16 protein-coding genes are annotated in these 18,941 nt (G+C 63.5%); 12 read left to right on the top strand and 4 right to left on the bottom strand.

The annotated features are described in order from the left end of the window. The first annotated feature begins 225 nt into the window (after positions 1 to 225). Entirely contained in the window at positions 226 to 969 is a 744-nt protein-coding gene (locus tag AC5ZG5_RS07510) for a hypothetical protein (RefSeq protein ID WP_051396755.1), read from the top strand. A 323-nt stretch (positions 970 to 1,292) separates the two neighbouring features. Continuing rightward, the gene (locus AC5ZG5_RS07505; protein ID WP_349645076.1) at positions 1,293 to 2,150 is read left to right on the top strand and encodes a LysM domain-containing protein; all 858 of its coding nucleotides are present in this window, start codon (positions 1,293 to 1,295) and stop codon (positions 2,148 to 2,150) included. Between the two features lie 133 nt (positions 2,151 to 2,283). On the opposite strand, the gene AC5ZG5_RS07500 is transcribed toward AC5ZG5_RS07505, so the two are convergent. Genes AC5ZG5_RS07500 through AC5ZG5_RS07490 form a run of 3 tightly spaced genes read right to left on the bottom strand, consistent with a single transcriptional unit; the run spans position 2,284 to position 4,529 of the window. Beyond that, on the bottom strand, positions 2,284 to 2,910 hold the full coding sequence (locus AC5ZG5_RS07500) for a methyltransferase family protein (protein ID WP_028164273.1): 627 nt from the start codon (positions 2,908 to 2,910) through the stop codon (positions 2,284 to 2,286). A 25-nt stretch (positions 2,911 to 2,935) separates the two neighbouring features. After that, on the bottom strand, positions 2,936 to 3,985 hold the full coding sequence (locus AC5ZG5_RS07495) for an NAD-dependent epimerase/dehydratase family protein (RefSeq protein ID WP_456641421.1): 1,050 nt from the start codon (positions 3,983 to 3,985) through the stop codon (positions 2,936 to 2,938). A gap of 25 nt (positions 3,986 to 4,010) precedes the next feature. After that, complete coding sequence (locus AC5ZG5_RS07490; RefSeq protein ID WP_130225979.1) at positions 4,011 to 4,529, bottom strand: Mpo1 family 2-hydroxy fatty acid dioxygenase; 519 nt, start codon at positions 4,527 to 4,529, stop codon at positions 4,011 to 4,013. A gap of 211 nt (positions 4,530 to 4,740) precedes the next feature. On the opposite strand from AC5ZG5_RS07490, the gene AC5ZG5_RS07485 reads away from it, so the two are divergent. Together AC5ZG5_RS07485 and AC5ZG5_RS07480 are read left to right on the top strand one after the other, a co-directional pair. Further along, on the top strand, positions 4,741 to 5,535 hold the full coding sequence (locus AC5ZG5_RS07485) for a thermonuclease family protein (protein WP_456641422.1): 795 nt from the start codon (positions 4,741 to 4,743) through the stop codon (positions 5,533 to 5,535). Positions 5,536 to 5,713: 178 nt separating this feature from the next. After that, positions 5,714 to 7,210: a M48 family metalloprotease gene (locus AC5ZG5_RS07480; protein WP_456671158.1), complete on the top strand. Its 1,497-nt coding sequence runs from the start codon at positions 5,714 to 5,716 to the stop codon at positions 7,208 to 7,210. Between the two features lie 121 nt (positions 7,211 to 7,331). Here AC5ZG5_RS07480 and AC5ZG5_RS07475 read toward each other — a convergent pair whose 3' ends face one another. Then, complete coding sequence (locus tag AC5ZG5_RS07475; RefSeq protein ID WP_456641424.1) at positions 7,332 to 8,648, bottom strand: MFS transporter; 1,317 nt, start codon at positions 8,646 to 8,648, stop codon at positions 7,332 to 7,334. A 186-nt stretch (positions 8,649 to 8,834) separates the two neighbouring features. On the opposite strand from AC5ZG5_RS07475, the gene cyoA reads away from it, so the two are divergent. The 8 genes from cyoA to AC5ZG5_RS07435 all read left to right on the top strand — a co-directional run bounded on the left by cyoA (position 8,835) and on the right by AC5ZG5_RS07435 (position 18,941). After that, positions 8,835 to 10,001 carry a ubiquinol oxidase subunit II gene (cyoA, locus tag AC5ZG5_RS07470; protein ID WP_130225982.1) on the top strand — a complete coding sequence of 389 codons (1,167 nt, stop codon included), beginning with the start codon at positions 8,835 to 8,837 and terminating at the stop codon, positions 9,999 to 10,001. A 10-nt stretch (positions 10,002 to 10,011) separates the two neighbouring features. Further along, positions 10,012 to 12,021 (top strand): cytochrome o ubiquinol oxidase subunit I, encoded by a 2,010-nt coding sequence (gene cyoB, locus AC5ZG5_RS07465; protein ID WP_456641425.1) that lies wholly within the window; start codon positions 10,012 to 10,014, stop codon positions 12,019 to 12,021. Further along, positions 12,018 to 12,647 carry a cytochrome o ubiquinol oxidase subunit III gene (cyoC, locus tag AC5ZG5_RS07460; RefSeq protein WP_130225984.1) on the top strand — a complete coding sequence of 210 codons (630 nt, stop codon included), beginning with the start codon at positions 12,018 to 12,020 and terminating at the stop codon, positions 12,645 to 12,647. Before cyoB ends, cyoC begins: the two co-directional genes overlap by 4 nt. Further along, a complete protein-coding gene (gene cyoD / locus AC5ZG5_RS07455; protein ID WP_130225985.1) occupies positions 12,644 to 13,039 on the top strand; it encodes a cytochrome o ubiquinol oxidase subunit IV in 396 nt (131 codons plus the stop codon). The genes cyoC and cyoD overlap by 4 nt, the downstream gene beginning before the upstream one ends. After that, positions 13,036 to 13,860 (top strand): SURF1 family protein, encoded by an 825-nt coding sequence (locus AC5ZG5_RS07450; protein WP_456641426.1) that lies wholly within the window; start codon positions 13,036 to 13,038, stop codon positions 13,858 to 13,860. Before cyoD ends, AC5ZG5_RS07450 begins: the two co-directional genes overlap by 4 nt. 25 nt (positions 13,861 to 13,885) lie before the next feature. Then, on the top strand, positions 13,886 to 15,223 hold the full coding sequence (locus AC5ZG5_RS07445) for an ATP-binding protein (protein ID WP_456641427.1): 1,338 nt from the start codon (positions 13,886 to 13,888) through the stop codon (positions 15,221 to 15,223). After that, positions 15,213 to 15,746: a response regulator transcription factor gene (locus AC5ZG5_RS07440; protein WP_028164262.1), complete on the top strand. Its 534-nt coding sequence runs from the start codon at positions 15,213 to 15,215 to the stop codon at positions 15,744 to 15,746. Before AC5ZG5_RS07445 ends, AC5ZG5_RS07440 begins: the two co-directional genes overlap by 11 nt. A 147-nt stretch (positions 15,747 to 15,893) precedes the next feature. Continuing rightward, positions 15,894 to 18,941: a GAF domain-containing protein gene (locus tag AC5ZG5_RS07435; protein ID WP_456641428.1), complete on the top strand. Its 3,048-nt coding sequence runs from the start codon at positions 15,894 to 15,896 to the stop codon at positions 18,939 to 18,941.

The raw sequence follows: 18,941 nt of genomic DNA, 5'->3' as shown, positions 1-18,941 counted from the left end.
GCGTGCCTCGCTGCTGATTTCGATTGCCTCCCGGTGGCCGCCATTTTCTCGCCTAGTTCCCACGCCCCTAGCTCCCGACAGAGATTAACGAATCCCTGACTCCGTGTTGCTCGCGAGACACGCCGCCTCAGTAAAGCCACGCCGCGCGTACCGCTTTTGTTGCGGTTGCGAGGGGGCTGGGGGTACGGTCGTCGCCAATATTCGGTAGCCCTTCGAGGAGGAGCCATGAACGCATATCGCGGCCACACCGGACTGGTCGGCCGGCACTTGTTTCCGCGGCTGCGCGCCGTCGCGACCGCGCTGTTGCTGCTGCTTCCGGTCGTCGCAAGCCCGGCACAGGCTGCGCCGGAATCGGCCGCCGCTCGCGCCTCCACCGCCCACGTCTTTCTGCTCCGCGGGGTCCTGAACATCTTCTCGCTGGGACTGGACGAGATTGCCGCGAAACTAGAGGCGCAGGGCATGCGCGTGACGATCAGCAATTACGTGTTCTGGTCATCGCTCGCCAACGAGGCCGCAGCCGAATACCGCAGCGGCAAGATCAAAACCGTCATCCTGGTCGGTCACTCCTCGGGCGCGACCTCCCTGCCGGATATGGTCGCGAGGCTGGACCAGCTCGGCGTTCCTGTGAAGCTTGCCATCGGGCTCGACTCGGTGTTCCACACCAGCCTTTCGGGACGGGTCGGACGATACATCAATTTCTACGTCGCCAACGGCGCCGGCACTCCGGTCGAAAGAGCCAGGGGATTCCAGGGTACGCTTGACAACGTCAATGTCCAGAGCGTGCCGGGCGTCGGGCACCTGACGATCGAAAAGAGCCAGATCATGCAGCAGAAGGTGATCAGCGAGATCGACGCTGTCGTCTTCGGCCGGCCAAGCCCGGCATCGCCGACGAAGCGGCGGCAGCCGAGTGAGGCAAGCGCCGCCGTACCACCACGGGCGGCCGCCAGCGCGGCTGCGGTCCGTAACTGATCCCGGGCCTGTCGAATTGCGGCGCGCACGTTGCGCCGCAATTCTTGCCAATTCCTGCGCGATAGTTCATCTCAAACGCGGGCAAGTGGCCAGCCGGCAATCGGGCGCCGGCGTATCTGCGCGCCGAAACCACAGGCGGAAGGCGCATGATCAATCCGAAACCGCTAATGGCCATTGTGTTTCGGGCAATGCTTGTCGCCTGCATCTGGCCGGCCGGTTGCCATTTCGCGCTCGCGGCTCCGGCCGCAAAGCAGGCCAATACCGCTGCCACGGTGGCCGCATTACCGCCCCCTGCCGCCGAACAACCCGCTCCGACGCCACGGGTGCGCGCCTATCTGTTTCGCGGCGCCATGGGCCCGATTTTTTCGCGCGGCATGGATCAGCTGACCAGCCGCCTCCAGGAGGTCGGCGTCGAGGCCGACGTTAACGAGTTTACCATCTGCCGGCTCATCGCCGCCAAGGCGATCCGCGAATACAAAAAGGATCCTCTTCCGATCGTCCTGATTGGGCACTCGATGGGCGGACTTTGCTCCGTGATATTCGCCGAAGTCCTTCAGGAGGAGAACATCCCGGTCAGCCTGATCGTCGCCATCGATCCGGCGCACGCAACGGGGAAAGTGCCGCTCAATGTCGAGCGCTTCATCAATATCTTCATGTCCGACAGCGTGTTGGGGGGCGGCGATGTCGTCGCCGAGTCGGGCTATCAAGGCCACTATGCGAGCTTCGACCTGAAGGACCACAAGGAAGTCACCCACATCAACATCGACAAGATGGACACCATCCACGACCAGTTGGTGAACGCGGTCGTGCAACTCGGGACGACACCGATGCAGATCAAAGGCGAGACTGCACCGCTGCGCTACGTCGTTCCGCAAGATGCGCCGCTCGAGCTGTGGGACAGCGGCATTCCGCAATACGCCCGCGCAGGCGACACCTTGCAGGGTCTGGCCACAGTGAACCACGTCCCGCTGTGGTCGCTCATCCAGGCCAATCAGCTCTCCGACAATGCCCCACTGACCGCCGGCCAGCGCGTCGTCATCCCGCGCCACCTGATGCCAGTCTCGCAGCAGCCCGCAACAACGGCGACGGCCGCGGAGCCGGCAAAGCGACCGGCAAGTCCCACTCCCCGCCCTTCGCGGGGCCAGGCTTCGGGCGAGAAGTCGTCTCCGCGACCACGGTGATAGATGTCTGCACGTAGCCCGGGTTGGAGCGGAACGCGCAACCCGGGACATCTGCGTCAGCCTTTACGAGCGGCCGCTGGCGCTTCACTCGGGCTACGGCGCCATTCTGATTTAAGCAGAAACCGTGCTGCGGCTAACCGGCCGGCATGAACGGGATCAGCATCGGAACGCGCCGGCGATACGCTCCATATTCCTCCGCGCCGAGTTCGGCGCTGAGGAATACCTCCTCCATGCGGGCCTTCTGCGCCATACCGAGCGAGATCAGCACTGCCCCGAGGATCGCCGTCACCGTCCCGACGGCAATGCCGGTGACCAGCATTCCCGCGATCAGGCCGGTGTAGATCGGATGGCGCACGAGGCCATACGGCCCGGTGTCAATGACGTGGTGCCCTTCCTTGTGCGTGATCGCGTTCGACCAGAACCGTCCGAGATGGATTCGCGCCCACCAGGTGAAGGAGATTCCGGCCAGCGTCAGGACCGCCATTACGTAGATGCCGAAGCTGCCGAACTGCCACAACGGCTTTTCCCCCAGCACCTGTCCGGTCCATGGCAGGAACAGGATCGCGCCGACGAGGATCGGAATGCGGTACCTCAGCGAGTCCGAGGTCATGACGTGTTTCTTGGTCTGGCCGGACCAGACCGATGCCGCCACCCAGCTCATGACCCATAGAATCCAGATGATGGCGAGCAACTGGGTGGGCCAGGTGGCGGTCCACCCGCTCCAGACAAACGCGAACCATTGACCAGGGTCTTGCGACATATTGCAACCGTATCAGGCGATTGGATCAGACGCCAAACCGGCGCGTGGTATTGAACGACTGGGCGCCCGGGCTCGACGCCGGTTCCCATTCCGCCTGATTGTGACCGGAGCCAAGCAGATGCGCAATGGTTTCGCGAAGCACCGGCTCGACCGGCCCGGGCGCGTAGCCGAGTTCGCGCTGCGCCTTTTCGATCGACAGCGCCTCTGCCCGCCGCGCGATCCGCACCCCTTCGGCCGTGCCCGACGGCGGCCGGTGGGTTACGCGATCGGCAACGAACTCCAGGATGCCCGCGGTGATCTCGGCAAGGCGGCCATTGATCGCAAGGCGCGGCGTGCGCCGGCCCCTGACATGCGCCATGATCCGCAGCACCTGCTTCAGCGCGATGCCTTCGCCGCCGAGAATGTAGCGATGTCCGAACTGCCCGCGTTGCATGGCGAGGATCAGCCCTGCCGCGACATCGCGCACGTCGACCAGGTTCACGACGAAATCCAGATAGAGCTGCACGCGCTGGCTCAGGAAGAGCCGGAGCATTTCCGTCGGCGGCGTGAAATTGTGGTCGTGGGTCCCGATCGGCATCGTGGGACAGCCGATGACGACAGGATATCCCGCTGCCGCCTGCTGCATCGCATAGCGTTCGGCGAGCATTTTCGAGCGCGTATAGGGCCCCGGCATGTCGTCGGGCAATAGCGCGTCGTCGGCGAGGCGATCGTCCGATCGCAAGGCGCGGAACAGGATTGATTCGGTGGAGCAGTGCAGGAGCCGCTTCACGCCGCGCTTGCACGCGGTCCCGATCACGACCTCGGTGCCGCCACAGTTGACATCGTGGAAATCGGCTTTCCGCGGCAGCCACATCCCGGGCAACCCGGCAAGGTGATACACCTCGTCGACGCCGTCGATGGCGCTGTCTACGAGGTCGCGGTCAAGCACCGATCCCTTGACATACTCGACCTTCGGCAACGCCCGCGACGGCGGCTGCAGATCGAGCACACGCACGTCGCTGCCTTGCGCGACGAGCGCCGAGACCAGGTGCTTGCCAATGAAGCCGTTACCGCCTGTAACTAGGATTCGTGTCATGCGGTGGGATGCAGTACGGCTGGAGCTACTGGGAATACGACAGGGAATCTTGCGGAGGCTGGATAATACGCGCGAGATCGTGCCGAAAGCCCAGCGCGATGAATAATTTCGCCATCACGAACATCGGTCCGAGCAGCAGATGGGCGGGGTGGTCGGCCATCGAGGGTTTCCTGCGTTCGAACACCTGGTGCCCGATGATCTGCGAGGCGACTCCCACGACAAGGAGGACCGCCGTAAGCGACCACAAGCCGGTGATGGTCACATGACTGACAATCCAGGCGGCCAGTGACAGCAGAGCGACAGCCCCGCAAAAGATTCCCGCACCAAGCGCAAGATCGAGCAAGAACCAGTAGAACAGGACCGGCAGCACGGCGAGCACGGCCGCGCTGACCTCAACTCCGAACAGAGTGAAGGACAACAGGCTGAGGGGGAGAATGGCCGCCAGGAACAGGAACACGATGCCGAACACATGCATCACGCAATTCCAGGGGTCACGATGATATTCAACGTAATCGGTCAACTGCCGCCGAAAAAACGAGTTCATGCAGCACTTATCTTTCCTGTTGTGCCCGGACGCACGGCAAGACTGCTTGCGCGAAATCCAGCGCTCCGGCTTCATTGCTGGTCCCCGCCGATGGGGTGCTACTTATGCTCGCAATCGGCCTCAAGTCAAAATGCCCCGGGGATAGTGTCGGACGGAGACCGACGTCGTTACGGAAAATCATGTCCTAATTCAGTCGGCTAGCAGCGGCGTCATGACACGGGGCCACAAAGTGACAGCGCATCACGCGAAATTTTGTGCACAAATGTTGCTGTTGTGCCTCATGCCTCCGGTGATAGCCGATTCGGCCCGCGCGGCGGGATGCGCTTTCGAAGCCCAGGGCGAGGGCCGGGTCGTGTCCGTGACCGGCGGGCGCAGCTTTCGTCTCGACGACGGCCGCGAGATCCGCCTCGCCGGCATCGAGATTGCGGACCGGCAGAAAGGGGCCGCAGCCCTGTCGGCGCTGGTGATGGGACGCGACATCTCGCTGCAGGGCGAGGACGACGCGCCGGACCGCTATGGACGCCAGGCGGCGTTCGTCTTTGTCTCGGGCTCCGACGCGGCCGTGCAAAGCGAGCTATTGAAGCAGGGCCAGGCGATGGTATCGCCTGATGTCTCGAATCGGGATTGCGCCACCCTGTTGCTTGCCGCCGAGGCCGAGGCGAGGCAGGCCAAAAGGGGAACGTGGGCCGACGCCTCGGCCATAAAAAACGCGGAAAGTCCGGGCGATATTTTGGCGGGGATCGGGCGTTTTGCGGTGGTCGAGGGGAAGGTCTTGTCCGTCCGTCAGGCGGGAGCAACCACCTACCTCAACTTTGGCCGGAACTGGACACGGGACTTTGCTGTGACTATTCCAAGGCGCATGATCCCCGCGCTCGAGGCGGCTGGGTTTGCGCCTAAGTCACTGGAAAATCGACGGATTCGCATCCGCGGCTGGATCGAAGCGCGCAACGGGCCACGGATCGAACTGCTCCGGGTGGGGCAATTAGAAGTGCTCGGCGGGAACTAAGGGCATGAAAAGGGGAAGCGGCTCTCCGAAAAGGTCGTGCTCAAGCAAACAGATGAGAGCATGATCCGGGAAGCTCGTTCTTCCGAGAGATCATGCGTAAACAGGGCGCAAACAGGGATGGGGTCGTGATCCGGCGGGTCGGACCATGATATCTTCCGGCAGCTTGAGAGTAGCTGGCGTGATTGAGGGTGTGGGACGGCGGGACAGGACGGGCCGCGGCCTTTCGGCTGCGCTGGCGCTTTTGTGCGCGGCGACCCTGCTGTCCGCCTGCGGCAATCTCGGCGCCGGCCGGTTCGAAACCGCAGCACCGGTCGCGGCGCCCCAAGCGGCAAAACCGAAGCCCACGGTCGCGCAGACGCCGGCGAGCGAGCGCGAGCACGAGCGGATCCTTGCCACCTATGGCGGCGCCTATGACGACCCGAAGCTGGAAGGCCTGATCAGCAAGACCGTCGATCGGCTGGTCGCCGCGTCCGACCGTCCCGACCAGGGATACAAGGTGACGATCCTCAATTCCGGCGCGGTGAACGCTTTCGCACTGCCGACCGGCCAGCTCTATGTCACGCGCGGCCTGATCGCACTCGCCAGCGACACCTCGGAGTTGTCGTCCGTGCTGAGCCACGAGATGGCGCACGTACTCGCAAAGCACGCCTCCATCCGCGAAGACCAGGCACGGCAGGCGGCGGTGGTGACGCGCGTCGTCACGGACATGAGCAATGATCCCGATCTCACTGCGCTCGCTTTGGCCAAGACCAAGCTCACGATGGCGAGCTTCTCGCGCCAGCAGGAATTCGAGGCCGACGGCATCGGCGTCGGCATCGCCGCGCGCGCGCATTTCGACCCCTATGGTGCCTCGCGCTTCCTCACGGCGATGGAGCGCAATGCGGCGCTGAAGGTCGGCAAGACCTCGTTCGATCCGCGCGCGCAGGACTTCCTGTCCTCGCATCCGGCAACGCCCGAACGCATTTCCAATGCGCAGGCCGCAGCGCGGCAATATGCGGCGCCTGAAGGTGCCGAGCGCGACCGCGAGACCTATCTCGCCGCGATCGACAACATCGTCTATGGCGAAGACCCGAGCGAGGGTTTCGTCCGCGGCCGCCGCTTTCTGCACCCCAAGCTCGGGTTCACCTTCCAGGCCCCGGAGAACTTCACGCTCGACAACACCGCGCAGGCGGTGATCGGCGTTCGCGAAGGCGGCGCGCAGGCGATGCGGTTCGATGTGGTGCGGGTGCCGGCGGAACAGTCGCTCGGCGACTATCTCAACTCCGGCTGGATGGAAGGCGTCGACAAGGCTTCCACAGAGGATATCACCGTCAACGGCTTCCCGGCGGCGTCCGCCACCGCGCGGGGCGACCAATGGCAGTTCAAAGTCTACGCACTGCGCTTCGGCAGCGACGTCTATCGCTTCATCTTCGCGGCCAAGCAGAAGACCACCGAGAGCGAGCGCAATGCGCGCGAGACCGTCAATTCGTTCCGCCGCCTGACGCTCGAGGAAATCCAGGCCGCGCGTCCGCTGCGCATCAAGGTCATCAATGTGCAGCCCGGCGACACCGTGGAATCGCTCTCGCACCGCATGAGCGGCGTCGACCACCCGACCGAGCGCTTCCGCGTCCTCAACGGGCTGGACGCCCACGCCCAGGTCAAACCCCGCGATCGCGTGAAGATCGTGGTGGAGTAACGTAGCGTTTTCGAGCGAAGTGGATTACCGGTTCGCGCGAGGAAAACGCGTCAAAACAAGAATCTGGAGCTTCGGTTCTGATTCAATCAGAACCGAAGCTCTAGTCTTTCTCCGTTCGCCGCTACTCGATGATGTTTTCGCGCAGCCCGCTCAGCCAGAGCGCCAGCAGCGTCCACACCGCGCCGGACAAGAGATAGGCGCCGGCGGAGATCAGGCCGAAATGGGTCGCCAGCAAGAGTGCGGCGAGCGGCGCAAACCCGGCCCCGAACAACCAGGCGAGGTCCGAGGTCAGCGCCGAGGCGGTGTAGCGGTACATCGGCGCGAAGCTGGAGGCGATCGCTCCCGAAGACTGGCCGAACGACAGGCCCAGCAGAATGAAGCCCAGCACCATATAGATGGTTTCACCGACGGCGCCGGCATCGAGCAGTTGCGGAGCGAAGCCGCTATAGACGGCGATCGCGATCGCCGACGCGGTCAGCAGTAATTTTCGCCCGACGCGATCGGCGATCACTCCCGAAGCCACGATCGCCACCACGCCGAACGCGGCGCCGATCATCTCGATGATGAGAAACCGCACCGGGCTTTCTCGGGTGAACAGGAACACCCAGGAGAGCGGAAACACCGTGACCATGTGGAACAGCGCAAAGCTCGCCAGCGGCGCGAAGGCGCCGAGCAGGATGTTGCGCCCCTCGTCACGAACCGTATCGACGATGCGAGCCGGCTGCAGCTCGCGGCTTTCGAATGCCGAATCATATTCCGGAGTCGCCACCATGCGCAGCCGTGCGAACAGGGCGACCACGTTGATCGCGAACGCGACGAAGAACGGGTAGCGCCAGCCCCAGTCGAAGAAATCCTCCGCGGACAGGTTGCCGGCGAAGAACGCGAACAGGGCGCTTGCCACGATCAGTCCGAGCGGCGCGCCGAGCTGCGGCACCATGGCGTACCAGCCGCGGTGATGTCGCGGCGCGTTGATCGCCAGCAGCGAGGCAAGGCCGTCCCAGGCCCCGCCCCAGGCCAGGCCCTGGGCGGCACGCGCCAGCGCCAGCAGCCAGATCGCGACGACGCCTATCGTCTCATAGCCGGGCAGGAAGGCGAGCGCCACCGTCGCCGTGCCCAGAAGGAACAGCGCGATAATCAGCTTCGCGCTCTTACCGTAATGGCGGTCGATCGTCATGAAGATGACGGTCCCGAGCGGACGCGCCACGAAGGCCAGCGCGAAGATGCCGAAAGAATAAAGTGTCCCGGTCAGCTCGTTCGCGAATGGGAACACCAGGCGCGGAAACACGATCACGGATGCGATCGCATAGACGAAGAAATCGAAGAATTCGGACGTGCGGCCGATGATGACGCCGATGGCGATCTCCCCCGGGCGCGCCGGTTCGTGACCTGCCGTCATCGGGTGGCCGTGAGCCATTGCTGGGGCCTGTGTCATCGCCATCGCGCCTTATGCCTTATTCCGTTCTTGATTGAGACGGCCACCATCCGGTCTTGCCGCTAGCGGCCTCAAAGGCGCTGTTTGGGCCGCTATTGCGCACTGCAACATTGGACAAATTGTCCAATGTCCTCTTTGTTGCATCGCAGCTACCCCCTGTTTCACATAGGAAATTTCCAACAAGGTTCCACCGTGCGTGTCTTGAGGATTCTGGCGTTGCTGCCGCTCGCAGCCGCTCTTTCAGGTTGCGATTTTGTCGTACTCGCCCCGGCCGGCGACGTGGCCGTGCAGCAGCGCGACCTGGTCGTGATCTCCACCGTTCTGATGCTCTTGATCGTCCTGCCGGTGATGGCGCTGACCGCGCTGTTCGCCTGGCGCTACCGGGCGTCGAACACATCAGCCCGCTATGAGCCCGAATGGGACCATTCCACCCAGCTCGAACTCGTCATCTGGTCGGCGCCGCTCCTGATCATCGTCTGCCTGGGCGCCTTGACTTGGATGGCCACCCACCTGCTCGACCCCTACCGCGCGCTTGGCCGCATTGACGCCGACCGCCCGATCGAGGCCCAAGACAAGCCGCTCAATGTCGAGGTGGTCGCGCTCGACTGGAAATGGCTGTTCATCTATCCGGAGTACGGCGTCGCCACCGTCAACGAGCTTGCAGCTCCCGTCGATCGCCCGATTCGTTTCCGAATCACGGCCTCCTCCGTGATGAACTCCTTCTACATTCCGGCGCTGGCCGGTCAGGTCTACGCCATGCCGGGCATGGAGACGAAGCTGCACGCCGTGACCAACAAGCCCGGCGTCTACAAGGGTTTCTCCGCCAATTACAGCGGCGCCGGCTTCTCCGGGATGTACTTCGCGTTCCACAGCCTGACGACGGCCGAATTCGACAAGTGGATCACGAACGTCAAGGCAAGCGGCGACATGCTCGGCCGCAACGAATACCTCGTGCTCGAACGCCCGAGCGCCAACGAGCCGGTCCGCCGCTACGGCTCCGTCGATAGCGACCTGTTCAAGGCGATCGTCAACATGTGCGTCGAGCCCGGCAAGATGTGCGCCAGCGAGATGATGGCGATCGATGCCAAGGGTGGGCTTGGTCGCGAAGGACTGAACAACACGCTGCCGCTGACTTACGACAAATATGCCCGGCGCGGCGCGGTGTTCGGGCCCGAACCGACCTACGTGGCGGGCATCTGCTCGGTCGACGAACTCAAGGGGCAATCCGAGCCGGAGAGCACCGTCCCGTTCGACACGACACCGCTGCGCGGGGCCGGCCTCAAGCGTCCGCTGTTCTCGCCCGCCAATCCATCCTCGAGTTCCCTTCTTCTCGGACCGCGTCCGAAATCAGACTCCTAAAGAGCGCCGCATGTTCGATACTTCCTCCCTCGCCAAAGCGATTTTCGGCCGCCTGACACTGGAATCGCTGCCGCTGCATGAGCCGATCGTCGTCGGCACCTTCGTCGTCGTGGCGCTGGGTGGCGTCGCCCTGCTCGGCGCCGTCACCTATTTCCGGCTATGGGGCTATCTGTGGCGCGAGTGGTTCACCACCGTCGACCACAAGCGCATCGGCATCATGTACATGATCCTCGGCATTGTGATGCTGCTGCGCGGCTTTGCCGACGCCATCATGATGCGCCTGCAGCAGGCGATCGCCTTTGGCGGCTCCGAAGGTTATCTCAACGCCCACCACTACGATCAGATCTTCACCGCGCATGGCGTGATCATGATCTTCTTCGTCGCCATGCCGCTGGTCACCGGGCTGATGAACTACGTCGTCCCGCTGCAGATCGGCGCGCGCGACGTGTCGTTCCCCTTCCTCAACAATTTCAGCTTCTGGATGACGGTCGGCGGCGCGGTGCTGGTGATGATTTCGCTGTTCGTCGGTGAATTCGCGCGCACCGGCTGGCTCGCTTATCCGCCGCTGTCGAATATCGGCTACAGTCCTGACGTCGGTGTCGATTACTACATCTGGGGGCTGCAGGTGGCCGGCGTCGGCACGACGCTATCAGGCATCAACCTGATCTGTACCATCGTCAAGCTGCGCGCGCCCGGCATGACGATGATGAGGATGCCGGTCTTCACCTGGACCTCGCTGTGCACCAACGTCCTCATCGTCGCCTCCTTCCCGGTGCTGACGGCAGTTTTGGCGCTACTGTCGCTCGATCGCTACATCGGCACCAACTTCTTCACGAACGACTTCGGCGGCAGCCCGATGATGTACGTGAACCTGATCTGGATCTGGGGCCACCCCGAGGTCTACATCCTGGTGCTGCCGGCGTTCGGCATATTCTCCGAGGTGACCTCGACCTTCTCGGGCAAGCGCCTGTTCGGCTACACCTCGATGGTCTACGCCACCGTCGTCATTACGATCCTGTCCTATCTGGTCTGGCTGCATCACTTCTTCACGATGGGCTCGGGCGCCAGCGTGAATTCCTTCTTCGGCATCACCACCATGATCATCTCGATCCCGACGGGAGCGAAGATGTTCAACTGGCTGTTCACGATGTATCGCGGCCGCATCCGCTTCGAATTGCCGATGATGTGGACGGTCGCGTTCATGTTCACCTTCGTGATTGGCGGCATGACGGGCGTGCTGCTGGCGGTGCCGCCGGCGGACTTCGTCCTGCACAACAGCCTGTTCCTGATCGCCCATTTCCACAACGTGATCATCGGCGGCGTGGTGTTCGGCGCGTTTGCCGGCATCGCCTACTGGTTTCCGAAGGCCTTCGGCTTCAGGCTCGATCCATTCTGGGGCAAGCTGTCGTTCTGGTTCTGGGTGGTGGGCTTCTACTTCGCCTTCATGCCGCTCTACGTGCTCGGCCTGATGGGCGTCACACGCCGCCTGCGGGTGTTCGACGACCCAAGCCTGCAGATCTGGTTCATCATCGCCGGCATTGGTGCATTCTTGATCTTCCTCGGCATCATCTCCTTCCTGGTTCAGATCGCAGTCAGCGTGCTCAAGCGCGAAGCGCTGAAGGACGTGACCGGCGACCCCTGGAATGCACGCACCCTGGAATGGGCGACCTCGTCGCCGCCGCCGGCCTACAACTTCGCCTTCACCCCCGTCGTTCACGACAACGACGCCTGGTGGGACATGAAGCGCCGCGGTTATCGGCGTCCGCTCACCGGGTTCAAGCCGATCCACATGCCGAGCAACACCGGCACGGGTGTCATCCTCGCCGCGCTGGCCACGGCGATGGGGTTCGGCCTGATCTGGTACATGTGGTGGCTGGCGACCGTGAGTTTCATCGGCCTGCTCGCGGTCGCGATCGGCCACACCTTCAACTATCACCGCGACTATCACATTCCGGCCGATGAGGTCGTCCGGGTGGAAGATGCGCGCACGCACCTGCTTGCCGCTGGAGCCAAGTCATGACACTCGCCGTCGTCCCTCCACAAAATTCCGAACCGGTCTTCTACGTCGTCGACGAGCACGAGCATCCGGAAGGCGCGAGCACCATGCTCGGCTTCTGGATCTACCTGATGAGCGACTGTCTCATCTTCGCGATGCTGTTCGCGACCTTTGGCGTGCTCGGCGGCAACTACGCGGCAGGCCCGGCGCCCAAGGATCTATTCGACCTGCCGCTGGTGGCGGTCAACACCTCGATGCTGCTGCTGTCGTCGATCACCTATGGTTTCGCGATGCTGGCGATGGAGAAGTCGCGCGTCGGCGCGATGCAGGCCTGGCTCGTGATAACCGGGCTGTTCGGCCTGGCATTCATCAGCATCGAACTGTTCGAGTTTGCCCACATGATCCACGAGGGCGCGACGCCACAGCGCAGCGCCTTCCTGTCGTCCTTCTTCACGCTGGTCGGCACCCACGGCCTGCACGTCACCTTCGGCCTGGTTTGGCTGGTGACGCTGATGGTGCAGGTCGCGCGCTACGGCCTGATCGAGGCCAACCGCAGGCGTCTGATGTGCCTCAGCATGTTCTGGCACTTCCTCGACGTGGTCTGGATCGGCGTGTTCACCTTTGTCTACCTGATGGGAATGCTCCGATGAAAGCCGATACTCACTCCCTGCAACCCGCTCACGACGCACACCCTGCAGACGGACATGGCGAGCACCATGCCGGCGGCTCGCGCGAAAGCTACCTGATCGGCTTCGGCCTCTCCGTCATCCTCACCGCGATCCCGTTCTGGCTGGTGATGAGCGGCGTGCTCGGAGACAAGCAGCTCACCGGGCTTGCGATCACGGCGCTGGCGGCGATCCAGATCGTGGTCCACATGGTCTATTTCCTGCACATGAACACCCGCTCCGAGGGCGGCTGGACCATGATGGCGCTGATCTTCACCATCATCATGGTGGTGATCGGACTGACCGGAACGCTCTGGGTCATGCATCACCTCAACGTCAACATGATGCCCGGGCATGACATGAGCACCATGCAGTGACGGCGCGCCCATCTGCCCTCTCGCTGCTGCTGGTCGCCCTTGCGGCGCTGGGCGTGGTCGCGCTGACCGCGCTCGGCGTGTGGCAGCTTGAGCGCAGGACATGGAAGCTGGCACTGATCGACCGGGTCGAGCAGCGCCAGCATGCAGCCCCTCAGCCGATCCCCGCGCCCTCGTCGTGGCACGCGATTACCGCGTCGAGCGACGAATACCGGCGGGTAACCGTCAGCGGCCACTTCCTGCATGAGCGCGAGACGCTGGTGGCGGCGGTGACCGACTATGGCCGCGGCTTCTGGGTCCTGACGCCGCTGCAGACGACGGACGGCGTCACGGTCCTGGTCAATCGCGGCTTTGTTCCCCCGGAGCGGCGGGAGCCCTCAACACGGCGCGAGGGAAACCCGCCCGGAATAGTGAGCGTTACCGGCCTGCTGCGGATCACCGAGCCAGAGGGCGGCTTCCTGCGCAGCAACGACCCGGCGGCAAACCGCTGGTATTCCCGCGACGTCGCAGCGATCGCCGCGGCGCGTGGACAGTCGCAGGTCGCACCGTTCTTCGTCGATGCGGACGCGACCCCGAACGGCGGCGGCTATCCGATCGGCGGGCTGACCGTCGTCAGGTTCCCAAACAACCATCTGATTTACGCGCTGACATGGTTCGCCATGGCCATTATGCTGGCGGCCGCACTCCTGCGCGCTTTGCGCGTCAGGGACCATGTCCGCGACTTCGATGCGCGGCGCGATGCCGTGCGGAGCCTGGTGGCCGCCGCACGCAATTTATCTCGCAAGACGGGCCCAGATGCTCGAGCGCATATCGGATCAGCATGACCACGGGAAAACGGCGGGCGAGGCCATGACGGAGCCGGCGAAGGCCGGCGCCGGCACAGCCCCGGTCGCGCTGGATGCGCCAAAATCGACCGACGACACCACCAACCGCAAGAACATGGCGCTGCTGATCCAGCTCCGCTGGACCGCGGTGATCGGCCAAATCGTGACGATCGCGTTCGTCGATCAATGGCTTGGCATCGCCCTGCCGATCCTGCCGATGGCCGGCGTGATCGCAGCCCTCGTGGCGCTCAACCTGTTGAGCCTGGTCTGGGTGCGCTACCGGGCGGAGATCAACAATCGCGAACTCCTGCTCGCGCTGATGCTCGACGTCGCTGCATTGACCTGCCAGCTCTATTTGAGCGGCGGGGCGACCAATCCGTTCACATCGCTCTACCTTCTGCAGGTGACGCTCGGCGCGGTCCTGCTCGATGCGCGCTCGACCTGGTCGCTGGTCGGGCTGGCTTGTTTGAGCTTCGCCGGGCTGACCGTCGCCTATCGCCCGCTCGGGCTGCCGCAGTACGGCTTCAGCGATCCGTTCAGCCTTCATGTCGCCGGCATGTTCATCGGCTTTGCGCTCAATGCCGTCCTGCTCGTGGTGTTCGTGACGCGCATCAACCACAACCTGCGGAAACGCGATGCCAATTTGGCCGCGCTGCGCCAGCATGCCGCCGAGCAGGATCACATCGTTCGCATGGGCCTGCTCGCGTCCGGGGCGGCCCATGAGCTCGGCACTCCGCTGGCGTCGCTGTCGGTGATCCTGAGCGACTGGCGCCGCATGCCAGCCCTCACATCGAATCCGGAGCTCTCGGACGATCTGTTCGAGATGGAGACGTCGCTGCAACGGTGCAAGTCGATCGTCACGGGTATTCTCGTCTCGGCCGGCGAGGCGCGCGGCGAAGAATCGTCGCCGACGACTGTAACTGCATTTCTCGCGGCGCTGGTCCAGGAGTGGCGCACGACGCGCCCGTCGGCTACGCTGTACTTCCGGAACGAGTTCGGCACCGACCTGCCCGTTGTCTCCGAGGTCGCGCTCAAACAGGCGATCTTCAACGTGCTCGACAATTCCGCAGAAGTCTCGCGCGACTGGATCGAGCTCGCGGCCGAGCGCGCCGACGACCGGCTTATGCTGTCGGTCACCGATCGCGGACCGGGCTTTGCGCCGGAAATGCTGGCGCAGTTGGGCAAGCCCTACCAATCGAGCAAGGGCCGCCCGGGAAGCGGCCTCGGCCTGTTCCTGGTCGTCAATGTCGTGCGCAAGCTCGGCGGGGTCGTGACGGCGCGAAACAATGCAGAGGGAGGTGCAACCATCAGCCTCGAACTGCCCCTGGCAACGCTTGCGATCGGAGGCAGCCTTGACGGATGAACGGCTGCTTTTGATCGTGGAAGACGAAGAAGGTTTTGCCCGCACCCTCAAACGTTCGTTCGAGCGGCGCGACTATCAGGTCGTCGTGGCGGCCTCGCTCGACGAGGCCCGGAAAGTGCTTGAAGAGAAAACCCCCGGCTATGCCGTGGTGGATCTCAAGCTGGGCGGCGCCTCGGGGCTGGCCTGCGTGGAAGCGCTGCATGCGCACGATCCCGAGATGCTGATCGTCGTGCTGACCGGATTTGCCAGCATCGCCACCGCGGTGGAAGCCATCAAGCTCGGCGCCTGCCATTATCTCGCCAAGCCCTCGAACACAGACGATATCGAAGCCGCCTTCCGCAAGGCGGAGGGCAACGCCGATATCGAGGTGGCCGCGCGTCCCACCTCGATCAAGACCCTGGAATGGGAACGCATTCACCAGACCCTGATCGAAGCCGATTTCAACATCTCCGAGGCCGCAAGGCGGCTCGGCATGCACCGCCGGACTTTGGCCCGAAAGCTGGAAAAACGCCAGGTGAAGTGACCGGAGCGTTTTCGAGCGCAGATGCCGGCAGCTTGCGGGCACTGGCCCCCGGCCGGGCGGAATGTGATAATGCGGCAAATAGGCAGGCCGGCCTCCGTCGGCCGCGCAGTGCGCCTGCTCGCGCAGCGACGCCGAACCGGATCACGAATGACCGCGCTTTCCCAGGACATCGCCGCCGAGCTGAGGCGCAGGATCGACGAGCTCGAGCAGCAATTGCGATCCGGTGCCGCGGAGAATGCACGCCTGCAAAGCGAGCTTGCGGTTGCGCGTGATCGCCAGAGCGCGGGCGCGGCGATCCTGCGCACCATCGCAGCCTCCCCGTCCGATGCCCGGCCGGTGTTCGAGGCCATCGCGTCCAGCTCCAAGCGCCTGCTCGGCGCCTTCTCCGCGACCGTGCTCCAATTCGTCGGCGATGAACTTCATCTGGTGGCGTTCACGCCGACCAGCCTGGAGGCGGACGAGGGACTGAAGTCATCATTCCCGCGACAGATCGCAGACTTTCCGACCTTTGCCCTGGTTCGCGATGGCAAGACGGTTCAGTTTCCGGACAGCGAGGCCGACGACGTCCCGCAACTGAACAAGGAGCTGGCAAGGCTGCGCGGTTTCCGCAGCGTCCTGTTCATGCCGCTGATGAACAGGGGAACGCCCGTCGGCATGATCAGCGTCACACGTGCCGAGCCTGGCGCGTTTGCCGCTGACCACGTGCAGTTGCTGCAGACCTTCGCCGATCAGGCCGCGATCGCGATCGAGAACGCGCGTCTGTTCAACGAGACGCGGGAAGCGCTGGAGCGGCAGACCGCCACCGCCGATATCCTGAATGTGATGGCAGGTTCGCCGTCCGACGTGCAGCCGGTGTTCGAGGCCATCGCAGCCAACGCCAACCGGCTGATCGGCGGCTTTTCCACCGCGGTGCTTCGCTATGCGGGCGGCGCCGCCCATCTGGCGGCCTTCACCCCGACCGATCCTGCCGGTGACCTTGCGCTGCAGGCGGCGTTTCCAATGCCCTTCGCTCAATTCCCGCCCTACCAGCTCGTGGCTGATGGTACGGCCGCGCAACTGCCCGATACCGAGCTCGAACCGGCCGCACGGGATATCGCGCGTGCGCGCGGCTATCGCAGCATGTTGTTCGCCCCGCTGGTCAGCGAGGGCGAGGTCATCGGCATCATCATCACCACGCGCCGGGCGACCGGCGCGTTCGGCGAGCACCAGGTCCGGCTGTTGCAGACTTTCGCCGACCAGGCCGTGATCGCGATCAAGAACGTCGGCCTGTTCAACGCGACAAGAGAAGCGCTGGAGCGACAGACGGCGACCGCTGAAATTCTCAACGTCATCGCGAGCTCGCCAACCGACGTACAGCCGGTATTCGACGCCATCGCCGAAAGTGCGAAGCGGCTGCTCGGCGGCCAGACGGCGCTCGTCACGCGCGTTGTGGATGACATGCTTCATCTGGCAGCCCACACGGCGGGAAGCGAAGCCGGGGACAGGGAGATAGAGAATTCGTTCCCTGCCCCGCTGACGTCCCCGGGGATTCACAGCCGGGTCGCACAGAGTTCAACCATCGCATTTCGCACCGATATCGAAACCGAACCCGATGTCTCCCAGGCCGTCAAGGAGATGGCGCGCGCCAGAGGATATCGAAGCATCATCGTCGTGCCGATGCTGCGCGAAGGCGTTGCGATCGGTACGATCGGTGTTTCGCGTTCCGAAGCGGGCACGTTCGCCGACAACCAGATCGCCCTGCTCAGGACGTTTGCCGATCAGGCCGTGATCGCCATCGAAAACACGCGGCTGTTCAACGAAGTGCAGGCCAAGACCCGCGATCTGCAGGAAGCCCTCACCTATCAAACCGGCAGCGCCAACATCCTGAAAGTGATTGCGTCCTCGCCGACAGATGTCGGACCGGCATTGAAGGCAATCGTCGACAGCGCCTGCGAGCTTTGCGATGCCTATGACGCCGCCGTGGCGCTAAAGGACGGCAACGATCTGCGATTCAGCGCTCATCACGGGCCTATTCCCATTCCCCTTGAGAAATGGCCGATCAATCGCAACTGGACTGCGGGCCGCGCCTTTGTCGACCAGACCCCTGTGCATGTCGCCGATCTCCGTGACGAGCAAACTGACTTTCCGGAAGGCCGCGAGCTTGCGCTTCAAATGGGACACCGCACCATCTTGAGCGTGCCGCTGCTGCGGGAAAACGAGAGCATCGGCGCGATCGTGCTTCGCCGCAACGAGGTGCACCCGTTTACCGACAAGCAGATTGCACTTTTGCAGACTTTCGCCGATCAGGCCGTGATCGCAATCGGCAATGTGCGGCTGTTCGAGCAGGTGCAGGCCCGCACCAGGGAACTTGCAAAGTCCCTCGACGATCTGCGCGCCGCGCAGGATCGCCTGATCCAGACCGAAAAGCTCGCCTCCCTTGGTCAGCTCACGGCCGGCATCGCGCACGAGATCAAGAATCCGCTCAACTTCGTCAACAATTTTGCCGCACTTTCCGCGGAACTGACGGGCGAGCTGAGCGATTTGCTGGCATCAGCGTCACTCGCCGACAGCGTCCGCGACGAGGTCGATGAGCTGAGCGGCCTCCTGAAGGGCAATCTGCAAAAAATCGTGCAGCACGGCAAACGCGCCGATTCCATCGTCAAGAACATGCTCCTACATTCGCGGGAGGGCGGCGGTGAGCACCGGCCGACCGACGTGAACGCGCTTGTGGAGGAGAGTCTCAACCTCGCTTATCACGGCGCGCGCGCCGAGAAGCCGCGGTTCAACGTGACCCTCAGGTGCGACCTCGACCCGGATGCCGGCACGGCCGAGGTGTTCCCGCAGGAGATCACGCGTGTGCTGTTGAACCTGATTTCGAACGGCTTTTATGCGGTCGCCAAGCGGAGCAGCGAAAATGGTCCAGGATTTGAACCGGAGGTCAGCGCCAGCACACTCAGCCGTGGCGAATACGTCGAAATCCGGATCCGCGACAACGGCGTCGGCATTCCGCCCGAGGTAAAGGAGAAGATGTTCAACCCGTTCTTCACGACCAAGCCGGCAGGGGAAGGTACCGGCCTCGGACTTTCCATGAGCCATGACATCATCGTCAAGCAGCATGGCGGCATGATCAATGTCGAGACCGAACCCGGCGCGTTTACCGAGTTCACCATCCTGCTGCCGCGCAGAAGTAATTTTTCGGATAGTAACAGAGGTTAG

Source organism: Bradyrhizobium sp. Ses1 (assembly GCF_059512365.1).
The sequence above is the reverse complement of the archived record's forward strand: the minus strand, read 5'-3'. Positions and strand labels throughout refer to the sequence as shown.

Excerpts from the sequence above, each read along its gene's own strand:
- AC5ZG5_RS07510 (WP_051396755.1), top strand. The coding sequence starts at position 226 with ATGAACGCATATCGCGGCCACACCGGACTGGTCGGCCGGCACTTGTTT.
- AC5ZG5_RS07500 (WP_028164273.1), bottom strand. The coding sequence starts at position 2,910 with ATGTCGCAAGACCCTGGTCAATGGTTCGCGTTTGTCTGGAGCGGGTGG.
- AC5ZG5_RS07495 (WP_456641421.1), bottom strand. The coding sequence starts at position 3,985 with ATGACACGAATCCTAGTTACAGGCGGTAACGGCTTCATTGGCAAGCAC.
- AC5ZG5_RS07490 (WP_130225979.1), bottom strand. The coding sequence starts at position 4,529 with ATGAACTCGTTTTTTCGGCGGCAGTTGACCGATTACGTTGAATATCAT.
- AC5ZG5_RS07485 (WP_456641422.1), top strand. The coding sequence starts at position 4,741 with ATGACACGGGGCCACAAAGTGACAGCGCATCACGCGAAATTTTGTGCA.
- AC5ZG5_RS07475 (WP_456641424.1), bottom strand. The coding sequence starts at position 8,648 with ATGGCGATGACACAGGCCCCAGCAATGGCTCACGGCCACCCGATGACG.
- cyoB (WP_456641425.1), top strand. The coding sequence starts at position 10,012 with ATGTTCGATACTTCCTCCCTCGCCAAAGCGATTTTCGGCCGCCTGACA.
- cyoC (WP_130225984.1), top strand. The coding sequence starts at position 12,018 with ATGACACTCGCCGTCGTCCCTCCACAAAATTCCGAACCGGTCTTCTAC.
- cyoD (WP_130225985.1), top strand. The coding sequence starts at position 12,644 with ATGAAAGCCGATACTCACTCCCTGCAACCCGCTCACGACGCACACCCT.
- AC5ZG5_RS07445 (WP_456641427.1), top strand. The coding sequence starts at position 13,886 with ATGACGGAGCCGGCGAAGGCCGGCGCCGGCACAGCCCCGGTCGCGCTG.
- AC5ZG5_RS07435 (WP_456641428.1), top strand. The coding sequence starts at position 15,894 with ATGACCGCGCTTTCCCAGGACATCGCCGCCGAGCTGAGGCGCAGGATC.